The sequence below is a fragment of the Ralstonia condita genome, assembly GCF_958405655.1.
Lineage (GTDB): Bacteria > Pseudomonadota > Gammaproteobacteria > Burkholderiales > Burkholderiaceae > Ralstonia > Ralstonia condita.
This window is the reverse complement of sequence record NZ_CATYWO010000005.1, coordinates 64,514-77,692: the sequence shown is the minus strand read 5'-3', so window position 1 is coordinate 77,692 and position 13,179 is coordinate 64,514. Positions and strand designations below refer to the sequence as shown.

The following is a 13,179-nucleotide window of genomic DNA, read 5'->3' as shown; positions in this document are numbered from 1 at the left end:
GAAAAAGGGATGGACCACAACCGCCCGCCCCGGCAGGGGATGAAACAAGGGATGCACCACCAGTCCCAAAAAAGCACCGACCCACGGCGCCAGCACACAACCCACGGCGCTATGATCAACCCCAAGCCAATCACCCGCGCCATGAACAATGCCCGCTCCCCCCATCCTCCCCGACACCGCCACTGAAGACGCCCTCGCCAACGGCCCCTTCCCCGCCGCCCGCTTCATCAAGGAGATCGGCCGCGGCGCAGACGGTGCGCGGGCACTGGTCAAGCACGATGCCCGGGCGCTCTTCACCGCCATGCTGGAAGGCCGCATCTCCGACGTGCAGCTCGGCGCCATCCTCATGGCCTACCGCATCAAAGGCGAGACCCCGGAAGAACTCGACGGCATGCTGGAAGCCACGCATGCGCACTGCCGGCCGCTGCCGGCACCGGACACGCCCGAGCACGCGCTGCCGGTCGTTATCCCGAGCTACAACGGCGCCCGCCGCCAGCCGAACCTCGTGCCGCTGCTGGCCAAGCTGCTGGCGCGCGAAGGGGTGCCGGTGCTGGTGCACGGCATCCGCCGCTTCGACGGCCGCATCACCACGGCGGCGCTCTTTGAAGCGCTCGGCTGGCCCGTCTGCGAACACATGGATGACGCCCGCGAGCGGTTGGAGAGCGACCGCCTGGCGTTCGTGCCGATCGACGTGCTCTCGCCCGAGCTGGCGTCGCTGCTGGACAAGCGCGAGATCGTCGGCCTACGCAATTCGGCCCATACGGTGGTGAAGATGCTGCAGCCCATCGGCGGGCACGCGCCGCACGAGGCGCTGCGGCTGGTGAGCTATACGCACCCGGAATACCGCGACACGCTCACCGATTACTTCCTGCGCCATCCGGCCAATGTGCTGCTCGCGCGCGGCACCGAAGGCGAGGCGGTGGCCGATGCGCGGCGCGGCAGCGCGGTAGAGTGGCTGCACGACGGCGCGCATGAAACCGTGATTGAGGCGGTGGAAGGTTCGAGCGATGCGCCGCCTGAATTGCCTGTGGGGACGGACGTGGCGGCTACAGCGCGGTGGATTGACGCGGTGCTCGACGGCACGCAACCGGTGCCGGAGCCGATCGCCAAGCAGGTCCGCGCGATCGTGCGCTGTGCACGACCGGCGCAGGCTGCCTGATTGATCGATTGGTCTTACTTGGACGGCAGCGGAATCCGCTCCGTCTCGCCCGGCACGTGGGCGAAGGCGTCGGCCTCCCACCGCTGCTTGGCGTCTTCAATGTCGGCCTTGTCGCTGGCGACGAAGTTCCAGTAGATGTGGCGGTGGCCGTCGGTCGGGTCACCGCCCAGCAGCATCACGCGTGACGATGCCTGCGCGGTAAGCGTCACGTCGCCGCCGGGTTCCAGCACGGCAAGGTGGTGCGGGTCGAGCGCCTCGCCGTCGATGGTGACGGCGCCCTCGACGAGATACAGCCCACGGTCTGCATGCTCGGGCGGAATCACCAGCGATGCACCGGCCGCCAGCTCCAGCGCCACATACAGCGTGCGCGAACTCACCTTCACCGGCGACGTCAGCCCGAATGCATCCCCCGCGATGACCACGCCCTGCACGCCGGGGCATTCGAGCTTGGGCAGCGTGTCGGCGGCGTGATGGGCGAAGCTGGCGTTCACCTTTTCCTGATCCTTCGGCAGCGCCACCCAGGTTTGGATGCCATGCACGCGCGCGCCTTTTTCGCGCCCCTCGGGCGAGGAACGCTCGGAGTGGACGATGCCGTTGCCGGCCGTCATCCAGTTCACGTCGCCAGGCGTGATGGTCTGCACGCTGCCGAGGCTGTCGCGGTGGACCATGCTGCCGTCGAACAGATACGTGACGGTGGCCAGCCCGATGTGCGGGTGCGGGCGCACGTCGATCCCCTCGCCGGGGGCGAAATCGACGGGGCCCATGTGGTCGAAGAAGATGAACGGCCCGACCGTCTGGCGCGCCGCCGAGGGCAGCACGCGCTTGACGGAGAATCCACCCAGGTCGCGGACGTGGGGGCCGATGATGTGCTGGATCGAAGTCATGGCGTGAATCCCGCTCAGGTGCGTTCGGCGAGTTCGGTATCGATGCTGATCTCGACCTCGGTCATCAGCTTGTGGACGGGGCACTTGCCCGCCACGCGAAGGAGGTCAGCGCGCTGCTCGTCGGTCAGGTCGCCATGCAGCGTGAGAACCGTGCGCAGCTTGTAGCGGCCCTGGCGCTCCTGGCTGCCGTCATGCTCGACCGCCACGTCGATCGACTCCAGCGGGTATTTGCGCTGGCGGGCATAGAGCGAGACAGTCAGGGCCTTGCAGCTTGCCAAGGCGGCGTCGAAGTAGGCATGCGGGTCGGGGGCGCTGCCCTCGCCGGCCGGTTTGGGTACATCGGCATAGACGACGCCTTCCGGAAACGTGATCCTGTGGCGGAAGAGTCCCTCGGTGTCTTTGCTGACGACGATGGTCATGGCGGCTCCTGATAGCGGTTCGACGATATCCGGGCAGTGTAGCCAAGTTGCGTGACGCCACGTGAGGTGCGCGGTGCATCGCATGCCACGATGCATCCGTCACATCGCACGCGCGACATGGCAATTTTGCGTGCACACCTGCCCCAAAACGCTCAAGCGGCGCGCTTTTACGCCGATCTTCCGGATGGGACATGTTCGTCCCGGACGGCCCGACGGATACATCACCTGCATGGTTTCTCGCCGCCCGCTTGCCGCCGCTGCTGGCGGCATCGGCTCCCTTCTCGCGCTCCTCGGGCTGACTGTCATGGCCGGCTGGCTGCGGCATTGGCCTTGGGCGGTCAGGCTGGGCAGTGACCGGCTGCCGAGCGTGTTCGCCACCGGCCTGGACTGGGCGTTGCTGGGCGCCGGCTTGAGCGCGCTGGCGCTCGGTACGCTGCGGCCCTCGGCACATTGGCCGGACCGGATCGCGCGCGCGGCGGGAGGCGTTACCGCAGCACTCTGCACGCTGAGCCTGCTGGAGTGGATCACCGACTGGCCGGTTGCGCTCGACTTTCCTGAGGTGCATGTGTGGCTGGATCACCATTGGCTGACAGGATGGATCGGTGGCATGCATGCGAGCCACGCGCTGGCGCTCGCAATGGCTGCGATGGCGCTCTATTGCGTGCCGACGCTGGAGACACCCCGTCGCGCGCACTGGTTGTGGGCGCTCGTTGGTGCAGCGCTGCTGCTCTGTGCCGGAGATCTGCTCGGCCAGGCCATGGCGCTTGAGTACCTGTACCCGGCCTGGCTGACGTGGCGTGCCCCCGATGTGGCAGCCGCTTGCACGCTGCTGCTGGGTGGAGGCGTGCTGTGCGTGGCGCTGGCGAGGCATCCCGGGGCGTTACGCTTGCGGCTGTCGCCAGAAGACACCATCGTGTGGATCACCGGCGGCTGCGTGGTGCTGGCGGGGCTCGGCGCCACCATCACCGCGTTCATCATCCAGGTCGACAGTGCCAGCAAGCTGTTCGGCAACACACGGTCGCGCGCGCTGTCTGCCTACGCGGAGGAGTTCAACCAGGTGCTGACCCTGCGCGCTGAGCGCCCGCGGCTGATTGCCGCTGCCAGCCGCATCCAGGATCTCCTGCGCCACCCCGATGACAATGCGAGCCGTCTGCGGGGCGCCAGCGCGCTGGAAGCCTACCGTGCACAAGGGTTTTCGTACCTGCAACTGCGTACGCTGAAGGGTGAAGGCATCGTCAGCCTGGGGACGCAAGCGCTGCAGCCCGACCTGGCGGTCACGCTGCATATCGGTCGTGCGTCGGAACGGACTCAACTGCAATGGGTAGGCGGGTTCGCCATGCGTACCGAAACCCCTGTGGTGGCGGACGGCGTGCCGCTCGGCTGGCTCGTCACGGAGCAGCCGCTCGCGCATCTGACGGCCCGGTACGCCAGCGCACGCGGCGCTGGACTGACCGAGACGTTGGCAATGTCCGGCTTTGACGCACACGGGCGCGCAATGTCGTACCCGCAACGCTTCGATACCTCCGTGTTCGAGTTGCCGCGTCTCACGTTCGACCACCGGCCATTACCGTCGCGCCTTGCACTGGCCGGCCAGTCAGGCTTTGGCCAGTGGCAGGACATCCACGGCATGCCAACGTCGTTCAGCTACACCCCCATCGGGGATACGGGCTTGGCGCTGATCAGCAAGATCGCCAGTGCCGAGCTGTATGCCCCCATGCGCGCGCAGTTCGAGCGGCTGGCCGCACTCATCCTCTGCCTGATGATCGGAAGCGTGCTCGTGATCCGGCTGATGGTGCGGCCTTTCGCCAACCGCCTGGCCGAGTCCGAGCGTGCGCTGCGCACCGCCAACAAGAGCCTCGAGCGACGCCGGGATGCCCTGCGCGCCAGCCGCGAGCAACTTCGCCTGGTAGCCGACAACGTGCCCGCGCAGCTCAGCTACGTCGACCCCGACGGAATCCTCCGCTTCGCCAGCCGTACCCTGCTTGAAGCCTTCGGCCGCACGGAGGGCCAGATGCTCGGCCATCACGTGCGCGACATCTACACCGCCGAGGATTACCGCACGCTGCTGCCCTACATGACCGAGGTGCTGGCCGGCTATCCGGTGCAGTTCGAGATCACCTCCCTGCGCACCGGCTCGCCGCGCTACCTGAGCGGCCACTACTTTCCGGATTACGACGATCGCGGCACCCTGCGCGGCTACTTCTCGGTACTGCAAGACCTGACCGCGCGCACCACCGCCGAACGGGCCCTGGCGCGCAGCGAACGTGCGCTCAAGCTGGTGCTCGACAATGCACCGCTGCTGGTCTCCCACATCAGCGCGGATGGCGTCTTCACGTTCTGCAACGCCACGCATGCGCGCTGGCTGCAGCGCCCGCCAGAGGCGGTCTGTGGGCAGCATGCCGAGGACATCTTCACCCCACATACTTACAAGCAACTCGCACCGTATCTGGCACGCGCGGTGGCAGGCGAATCAGTGGACTTCGAGATCAACGCCCCGTGGTATGAAAGACCGCATCCCGACGCCCCGCGCGACCGTACGCGCTATCTGCGGGGCCAGCTCGTTCCGGACACCTCGGATGTGGACACCGCTGCGGGGCGCTGCGGCGTCTATGCCTTTGTGCAGGATGTGACTGAAGCCAAACGTAGCGAGATGGAACTTTCGCGCATGGCGCGCTTCGACGCCCTGACCGGGCTGCCCAACCGCTACGAGCTCTATGAGCGCCTGCGCGCCGGGCTGGAGCGACGTGCGCGCCTGCCTGCGGCCATGGGTGTCTTGTATCTGGATGTCGATCACTTCAAGCACATCAACGACACTTATGGCCACGCCGCAGGCGACGCTGTGCTGGTCGAGGTCGCCCAGCGCCTGCAGCGCGCCATGCGCCGCACGGACACCGTCGCCCGACTCGCGGGTGACGAATTCGTCATTCTGCTCGATCCAATCGATGCGCCCGATGATGCGCTGCGCATCGCGCAGAAGGCCGTCAACGCCATTCGCTCGCCCATGACCCTGCCGGGCGGAGCGGTATTGCACGTGACTGCGAGCATTGGCGTGTCGTGTCCTGGGCCCGACATCCGCGATGCCGACGTGGCGCTACGGGAGGCGGACCGCGCGCTCTACTGGGCCAAATCGCGCGGGCGCGACACGGCTGCCTAGCAGCGAACGCATCCCCGAATGAGCGGTCTATGAAGAGGTGCGATGCCGGCAATGTTGCGGCGCAAACATCACACTATTGATTCATCACATGCGATTTACGGGAACTATCAATCGACCCAAAAGGTCTTATTAGCACTCTTCCAGTTGGAGTGCTAAGATGCTTTTTCAAATCTCCACTGGATTTCGACAGGAGTCCTGAGTGAACGCAGTCATTCCCGTGAGCACCACTTCCGCTATCGCCACCCAGCCGTCCGGCAACGGATGGGCCCTGGCGTTCCCTGGCAACCTGGGGAACATCGACGCTTATATCCAGAGCGTCAATCGGGTGCCGATGCTGTCGGCCGAAGAAGAACAGCGCCTCGCCCGCAACTACCGCGACCACGACGACCTCGATTCGGCACGCCGTCTCGTGCTTTCGCACCTGCGGCTGGTCGTGTCGATCGCGCGCCAGTACCTCGGCTACGGCCTGCCGCATGCCGACCTGATCCAGGAAGGCAACATCGGCCTGATGAAAGCCGTCAAGCGCTTCGATCCGGACCAGGGCGTGCGGCTCGTTTCGTACGCGATGCACTGGATCAAGGCCGAGATGCATGAGTACATCCTGAAGAACTGGCGCATGGTCAAGGTGGCGACCACCAAGGCCCAGCGCAAGCTGTTCTTCAACCTGCGCAGCCACAAACAGGACGCGCAGGCGACCTTCACGTCAGACGAGATCGACGCCGTCGCGGCCGAACTGAACGTCAAGGGCGCCGAGGTCCGCGAGATGGAAACGCGCCTCTCGGGCGGCGACATTGCGCTCGAAGGCCAGATGGACGATGGCGAGGAGTCCTTCGCCCCGATCGCATACCTGGCCGACACGCATAACGAGCCGACGCGCGTGCTGGAATCGCGCGGTCAGGATCGCATGCAAAGCGAAGGCATCGAAACCGCCCTCGCCAAGCTGGATGACCGCAGCCGCCGCATCATCGAGGCCCGGTGGCTGAACGTGAACGATGACGGATCGGGCGGCGCCACGCTGCACGAACTCGCAGACGAGTTTGGCGTATCGGCCGAGCGCATCCGCCAGATCGAAGCGGCCGCGATGAAGAAGATGAAGGGTGCGTTGCAGGCTTTTGCTTAAGCTGCCCTCATCGAATGAGAAAGCCCGCCAATCGGCGGGCTTTTTCTTTGGACGGTTACCGTACGGATCAATCGAGCAGCAGCTTGATGTCGTGCGCGATCGGCTCCGGGCCCTGACCGTGCTTGATGAACAGTCGCAGGTTGCCCTTCGGATCGAACATGTAGCTGCCGGCCGTATGGTCCATCGTGTAGTTGTCGGGCGAGCTGCCCGGCACCTTGCTGTAGAACACCTTGAAGTCCTTCGCGACCTTCTGCAATTCGCCCTCGTTGGCCGGCCGCAGACCGATGAAGCGCGGGTCGAATGCCGGCACGTACTTGGCCAGCAGGTCTTGCGTATCACGCTCAGGGTCAACGGTCACGAACAGCACCTGCACGCGGTCGGCATCCTTGCCGAGCGTGTCCATCACGGCGCGCAGCTCGGCCAGCGTGGTCGGGCAGACATCAGGACAATGCGTGTAGCCGAAGAACATCACGACGACCTTGCCGCGAAAATCTTCAAGCGTGCGGCGTTTGCCGGTGTGGTCAGTCAGTGAGAAATCGGTGCCAAAACTCTTCGAACCGGTGATGTCGAGATTGTTGAAGGCGGGCTTGTCACTGCAACCGCCCAGCATCAGGACGGCGGCGGCCAACGCGGCCAGCAGGACGGTGCGGAAATGTCGGAAAGAATGCATGGTCATCGTGTTGAAGACAGGCCGCTGTAGGGTATCGCCAGCCGCACGTGACTGCGGCCGGTCGCGTGTGTCAGAGCGCCGCGACCTGCGGCATCGCCGGGCCGAACTTGAAGTAATGGTCCACCAGCAGCGCTGCGAACAGGATCGACAGATAGACGATCGAGTAACGGAAGGTCTTCTGTGCCAGCGCATCGGAATAGTTGCGATACATGCGCCATGCATAGGCCAGAAAACCCAAGCCGAGCACCAGCGCCGTGGCCAGATAGATGTAGCCGCTCATGCCGTACACGAACGGCAGGATCGTCGCGGCGATCAGGATGAGCGTATACAGCAGGATGTGCAGCAGCGTGTATTTCTCGCCATGTGTGATCGGCAGCATCGGCAGGCCGGACTTGGCGTAATCGGCGCGGCGGTACAGCGCGAGCGCCCAGAAATGCGGCGGCGTCCAGGTAAAGATGATCAGCACGAGGATCCACGCCTCGGCCGGCACGCTGTTGGCCACCGCGGCCCAGCCCAGGGCCGGCGGCATCGCGCCTGACAGGCCGCCGATCACGATGTTCTGCGGCGTGGCGGGCTTGAGTAGCAGCGTGTAGATGATCGCGTAGCCGATGAAGGTGGCGAACGTCAGCCACATCGTCAGGTCGTTGGCGAACACGTGGAGCGTCCACATGCCTGCGCCGCCCAATACGAACGAGAACAACAGAATCTGCCGCGTACCGAGCTCGCCACTGGCCGACGGGCGCCATGCGGTGCGGCGCATCATTGCGTCGATCTTGCGCTCGACCAGGCAGTTGACGGCAAATGCGGCACCGGCAAACAGCCAGATACCGACCGCGCCGCCAATGAGAACCGACCACGGCACCATGCCCGGCGTCGCCAGGAACATGCCGATCACAGCGCAAAAGACCGCGAGCTGTGTCACGCGCGGCTTGGTGAGCGCCGCATACTGCGACGCCGTATGTCGCCAGCCCGAGAGTTGAGTAGAGGTCGAGGGAGAAGCCACGGTATTCATAGAAATTCGATCAGACGGCGGCCACCGCCGCAGGTATCGGTGCGCGTGCCTGCGCAAGCCCGATGAGGTAATGCAGACGCACCATCAGCAGTAGCAGCACCGCCGCCCCGCCGTTGTGCGCCACCGCGGCCAACAAGGGCCAGCCGAGCACGATGTTCGACAGGCCCGTCGCCAGTTGCACCGCCAGCACAAGCAGCAGTACGGTCGCGACACCGCCCATGCCGGCAATGCGCCGCGCGCGCGCACCAAGCCAGGCAAGGTAACTCAGCACGACCACAGCGAAGACGCGATGCGTCCAATGAATGGCCACCAGCGCGTCATGCGAAATGAAATCGCCGCTGGCCGTCTTGCCGAGCTGCCGCCAGAAGGTGAAGCCATGCGCGAAGTCCATCGGGGGCACCCACTGCCCATTGCACAACGGGAAATCCGTACACGCCAGCACGGCATAGTTGGTGCTGACCCAGCCACCCAGTGCGATCTGCGCGACCAGCAACGCCAGCCCGATGATCGCGGCGGTGCGCAGCGACGCCCCTCGGCTGTCGACCATGCGCGGTGCGTCATTCTTGCTGCCGAGCCAGATCAGCGACGCCAGCAACGACATGCCGAGCAGCAGATGTGTCACCACAATCGCAGGCTGGAGCTTGAGCGTGACGGTCCATGCGCCAAACGCGCCCTGCACGCACACCAACGCCAGCACAGCCGTGGCGTACCAAGGCGATTGCTTCAGCTCCTTGCGCTTGACCCAGGCCAGAACGACCAGCGTGATGATCAGCACACCCAGTGCGAGCGCAAGGTAGCGATGCGTCATCTCGATCCATGCCTTCATCCATGTGACGGGACCGCTGGGCATGGCCACCTGCGCAGCATGAATGTCGTCACGGGCATGGAACGGGTTCGACGTACCGTAGCAGCCGGGCCAATCCGGGCAGCCAAGACCCGAATCGGTCAGCCGCGTGAAGCTGCCGAACATGATCAGGTCAAGCGTGAGAAACGCCGTGATCCACACCAGCTTGCGGTACTTGTTTCGATCTCCCTTGACCAGCACGTAGCAGAGCGGAATCAGCGCGATCAGGATGCCGATGGAGGCGAGTTGCAGCAACATGGTTTAGCCGATGCGCGAGTACTTGAGCAGCCGCGTGAGGTCGCCGCGCACCTTCTTCGGGTCGGGGTCTTTCGGAAACTGCATCATCAGGTTGCCGAGCGGATCAATCAGGAAAATGTGGTCGGCAGCGGGTGTCTTGCCATCGCCAAGCCAATCCTTCGGCAGGTCGGGCGCGCGCAAGAAACGCACGGCAGCGTAGTCGTCGTTGTACGCAGTGGTCAGGCGGGAATCGATCTGCCCGCGGTCCGTCACGAGCCAGACGGGCACGATACGATCACGGTCCGGCCCCTGGCCGATGCGCAACTGGCGCATCGTGAAAAGCTTGCGCGCGCAGTTGTCGGCGCAGGCGCTGCCATCCACCGAGACCATCAGCCACTTGCCCTTGAGGCTGGCGAGCGGCACCTCGGCGCCGTGCTCGTCCTGCACCATCAAACCGGCGGGGATCGGGCGCTGTGGATCGACAAGCGAGCCATACGCCGCCTTGCCGCCGGCTGGCGTGAAGACGTAATACGCCAGATACGACGCGATCACCGGCGACGCGCAGACCAGCAGCAGGAACAACATCATCAAGCGACCCCGGCGGGTGCGTGCGTCGATGCGCGGGTCGACTGCAGCCTGAAGCGTGCCGGGCGCGGATTCCTGATTCAACATGTGATCCTTAATACTTTCATCTGCGGCACTAAGCCGCAACGTGTGTTTCCTGTTCAGGCCGCGTCGGAGGAGGTGGCCGCGCGGCTCAAGTGCCGATAGCGCCGCACACTATAAAAGATCATCAACGCGAGCACCGCCACCGCCATCGAAAACCATTGGAATGCATAGCCGTAATTGCGGTCGGCACCCAGGTCTGCGCGAGGCCAATCCCGCGCCAGACCGTCCGGCGCGTCGGATTGCTGCTCGACCACGAATGGCTGGAGCGGCATGCCGATTTCGCGCGAGAAGCCGTCAAGGTCGATATTCTGCCTAAGTCGGTGGCCGACTTCATCTGCGCCGTCATGGCGACCCAGGCTGAAGACGCGGCTCGCATGTGGCACAGCGATCCCTTCCACCTGGACTTCGCCCGCCGGCGTGGCGTACGGCGCGATGTGCGTGCGGTCCATCGGGTCACGCGGCAGCCAGCCCCGGTTGATCAGCACAGCACGCGCTCCGGCTCCTTCCAGTATCAGCGGAATCAGCACCTCAAACCCCGGGCGGGATACGCCATGCGTGGTGTGCGGTCGATTGTCGAGCAGTACCGTGTGGGCCACGTCGAAGGTGCCACGCAAGATCACCGGCCGATACAGCACGGCATCAGCCGACACCGGCTGTGCAGTGATTCGCTGCGCCGGCGCATGCTGCAACGCCTCGATGCGTGTCTGCTGGTCGATGCGCTCATGCGCCCGGGAGAGCTGCCAGCGGCCCAGCGAACACGTCAGCGCAATCAGAACGATGCCCGCCAGCATCGGCACGGGCGCAAACCATTGGCGCAGTGGCACCCGCGCGTTCATTGCGCACCCCGAGTGAGATAATGCACAGCATCGACTTCCAACCCGTCAACCCTCCATGCGCATCTTCGTTGCCATCGCATTTTTGCTGATCCTCGGCAGCCTTGCCTCCGCGCTGTTTTTTCTCATGCGGGACAAGGGGCAGAGCAATCGCACCGTTCGCTCGCTGATGTTCCGCGTCGGCTTTTCGATTGCGCTGTTCATCTTCATCCTGGTAGCGAACCGGCTGGGGTGGATACACAGTACGGGCATTCCCACAGGTCCTTAGCCGCGGCAACGCCATCGGCCCACTCGCCGTGCCAGAAAGCGAAAACGCCGCAGCGGTGTCCCGACTGCGGCATTTTTGAGGAACTGCGGGGCGCAAGACACGCCACCCCGCATCGACCACCTTAGAGCCAGTACACCACGACGTACAGACCCAGCCAGACGACGTCCACGAAGTGCCAATACCACGCGGCGCCTTCAAATGCGAAGTGATGCTCGGCGGTGAAGTGGCCCTTGATGACGCGGCCCAGCACGACGGACAGCATGATCGCGCCCATCGTCACGTGGAAACCGTGGAAGCCCGTCAGCAGGAAGAACGTCGAACCATAGATGCCCGAGGTGAGCTTCAGGTTCAGTTCGTGATACGCGTGGATGTACTCGAACGCCTGGAAGCCCATGAACGTGACGCCCAGCAAGATCGTCAGCAGCAGGCCCTGGATCACCTGAGCCCGCTTGCCTTCACGCAGCGCGTGGTGTGCCCATGTGAGGGTCACGCCGGACGTCAGGAGCAGCGCAGTGTTGATGGTCGGAATCGGCCACGGGCCCATCGTGGTAAACGGCGCCACGGTACCCGCCGGACCCGCGTTGGGCCACATGGCATTGAAGTCGGGCCACAACAGCTTGTTGTTCAGATCGCCGAGCCAAGGCAAGGAAATGGTGCGGGCATAGAACAGCGCGCCGAAAAATGCCGCGAAGAACATCACTTCCGAGAAGATGAACCAGCTCATCGACCAGCGGAACGAAGCATCCACGCGTTCACCGTACTTGCCGCCCTCGGATTCGGAGATGGCATCGGCAAACCACGCACGCAGCACAAAGAGGAACCACAGCAGGCCGATCAGGAATGTCCACGGTGCCCACGGCTGCGCGTTGACCCACGCCGCAGCGCTCAGCAGCACGATCAATAGACCAATGCTGGCCGTAATCGGATGCCGCGACGGTCCGGGCACGAAGTAGTACGGAGCGTTCGCTCGATTCGCACTCATCTCTTTTTCTCCAGCTCTATTTTTTTAGGAATCCATTCGGTGTTGCCCGGCCCGTCCTGCGTAGGCCGTCTCCTCAACCCACCACCGCGCGTACGATCATCAACAACGTGACGATGAACAACACCGCCGCCAGAATGCCCGCGATGATCACGTGCACAGGGTTCAACTGCGCCATGTCGCGATCATGATCGCGCCCTTTGCGCACCCCGAAAAAAGACCAGAACACCGCCTTCATCGTCTGTGCAAACGACGCGCGTCGCTTGGTCGCGTCTTTCAGTTCGTCCATGTCCTCACGTTCCTTTGCCCGGCATCGTCGGCGCAATGGACGACGGCGCGTGGATTTCAAAGAAAGTGTAGGACAAGGTGATGGTCTTCACGTCCTTGGGGAGATCCGGATCAATCACAAACACCACCGGCATTTCGCGCGATTCGTTGGCCGTCAGGGTCTGTTGCTTGAAGCAGAAGCACTCGATCTTCTTGAAGAACTCGGTCGCCTGCTTGGGGGCGTAACTGGGAATGGCTTGCGCTTGCACCGTACGCCCTTCCTTATTCACCACCTCGTAGACGATCTGGTTGATCTCGCCGGGGTGCACGTCCATGCTGTTCTTCACCGGGCGGAAGCGGAACGGCCCCTGGCTGTTCGAATCGAATTCCACCGTGATCGTGCGCGTCTTGTCGACCTGCGTGTTCCGCAAAGCGCCGCCGTCCTCATCACGCGTATTCAGCACGTTGATGTTCGTGACTTCGCAAATCTTCTTGTAGAGCGGCACCATTGCGTAGCCGAAACCGAACATCAACACGACCACAACGGCCAGCTTGCCGAGCATGGACCGGTTCAGGCCGCGCTCGGCAGCCTGCTCGTCGCGGCCGTCTTGTGTCGTGTTCGGCCCGGCTGGCGTCTGGCTCATATACGGTCTCGGTTTAGCGA

The 13,179-nt window shown here is 64.1% G+C and carries 14 protein-coding genes; 4 read left to right on the top strand and 10 right to left on the bottom strand.

The genetic code is table 11. From position 1 onward, the window contains the following. Window positions 1-148: 148 nt before the first annotated feature. Window positions 149-1,159, top strand: coding sequence for a DNA-binding protein YbiB (ybiB, locus tag R2N03_RS16120; protein WP_316658712.1), 1,011 nt, complete (start codon window positions 149-151; stop codon window positions 1,157-1,159). Window positions 1,160-1,173: 14 nt separating this feature from the next. On the opposite strand, the gene R2N03_RS16115 is transcribed toward ybiB, so the two are convergent. Both R2N03_RS16115 and R2N03_RS16110 read right to left on the bottom strand, forming a co-directional pair. Beyond that, entirely contained in the window at window positions 1,174-2,043 is an 870-nt protein-coding gene (locus tag R2N03_RS16115) for a pirin family protein (RefSeq protein WP_316658711.1), read from the bottom strand. Between the two features lie 14 nt (window positions 2,044-2,057). Further along, entirely contained in the window at window positions 2,058-2,462 is a 405-nt protein-coding gene (locus R2N03_RS16110; RefSeq protein WP_316658710.1) for an OsmC family protein, read from the bottom strand. 229 nt (window positions 2,463-2,691) lie between these two features. On the opposite strand from R2N03_RS16110, the gene R2N03_RS16105 reads away from it, so the two are divergent. Together R2N03_RS16105 and rpoH are read left to right on the top strand one after the other, a co-directional pair. Further along, complete coding sequence (locus R2N03_RS16105; protein ID WP_316658709.1) at window positions 2,692-5,616, top strand: diguanylate cyclase domain-containing protein; 2,925 nt, start codon at window positions 2,692-2,694, stop codon at window positions 5,614-5,616. A 199-nt stretch (window positions 5,617-5,815) separates the two neighbouring features. After that, window positions 5,816-6,736 (top strand): RNA polymerase sigma factor RpoH, encoded by a 921-nt coding sequence (gene rpoH, locus R2N03_RS16100; protein ID WP_428984421.1) that lies wholly within the window; start codon window positions 5,816-5,818, stop codon window positions 6,734-6,736. 67 nt (window positions 6,737-6,803) lie between these two features. Here rpoH and R2N03_RS16095 read toward each other — a convergent pair whose 3' ends face one another. The 5 genes from R2N03_RS16095 to R2N03_RS16075 all read right to left on the bottom strand — a co-directional run bounded on the left by R2N03_RS16095 (window position 6,804) and on the right by R2N03_RS16075 (window position 11,004). Continuing rightward, the gene (locus R2N03_RS16095; RefSeq protein WP_316658708.1) at window positions 6,804-7,406 is read right to left on the bottom strand and encodes an SCO family protein; all 603 of its coding nucleotides are present in this window, start codon (window positions 7,404-7,406) and stop codon (window positions 6,804-6,806) included. A 70-nt stretch (window positions 7,407-7,476) separates the two neighbouring features. After that, the gene (gene cyoE, locus R2N03_RS16090; protein ID WP_316658707.1) at window positions 7,477-8,418 is read right to left on the bottom strand and encodes a heme o synthase; all 942 of its coding nucleotides are present in this window, start codon (window positions 8,416-8,418) and stop codon (window positions 7,477-7,479) included. Between the two features lie 10 nt (window positions 8,419-8,428). Next, window positions 8,429-9,520, bottom strand: coding sequence for a COX15/CtaA family protein (locus tag R2N03_RS16085; RefSeq protein ID WP_316658705.1), 1,092 nt, complete (start codon window positions 9,518-9,520; stop codon window positions 8,429-8,431). Window positions 9,521-9,523: 3 nt separating this feature from the next. After that, entirely contained in the window at window positions 9,524-10,171 is a 648-nt protein-coding gene (locus R2N03_RS16080; RefSeq protein ID WP_316658703.1) for an SCO family protein, read from the bottom strand. 53 nt (window positions 10,172-10,224) lie between these two features. Continuing rightward, window positions 10,225-11,004: an SURF1 family protein gene (locus R2N03_RS16075; RefSeq protein ID WP_316658702.1), complete on the bottom strand. Its 780-nt coding sequence runs from the start codon at window positions 11,002-11,004 to the stop codon at window positions 10,225-10,227. A 55-nt stretch (window positions 11,005-11,059) separates the two neighbouring features. Here R2N03_RS16075 and R2N03_RS16070 point away from each other — a divergent pair, with 55 nt between their 5' ends. Then, window positions 11,060-11,269, top strand: coding sequence for a twin transmembrane helix small protein (locus R2N03_RS16070; protein ID WP_316658701.1), 210 nt, complete (start codon window positions 11,060-11,062; stop codon window positions 11,267-11,269). Between the two features lie 121 nt (window positions 11,270-11,390). Here the strand turns inward: R2N03_RS16070 and R2N03_RS16065 are convergent, their stop codons facing one another. The 3 genes from R2N03_RS16065 to R2N03_RS16055 form a co-directional block, all read right to left on the bottom strand. Then, window positions 11,391-12,251 (bottom strand): cytochrome c oxidase subunit 3, encoded by an 861-nt coding sequence (locus tag R2N03_RS16065; RefSeq protein ID WP_316658700.1) that lies wholly within the window; start codon window positions 12,249-12,251, stop codon window positions 11,391-11,393. Between the two features lie 73 nt (window positions 12,252-12,324). Next, entirely contained in the window at window positions 12,325-12,537 is a 213-nt protein-coding gene (locus tag R2N03_RS16060) for a DUF2970 domain-containing protein (RefSeq protein WP_316658699.1), read from the bottom strand. A 4-nt stretch (window positions 12,538-12,541) separates the two neighbouring features. After that, on the bottom strand, window positions 12,542-13,159 hold the full coding sequence (locus R2N03_RS16055; RefSeq protein ID WP_316658698.1) for a cytochrome c oxidase assembly protein: 618 nt from the start codon (window positions 13,157-13,159) through the stop codon (window positions 12,542-12,544). Window positions 13,160-13,179: the final 20 nt, after the last annotated feature.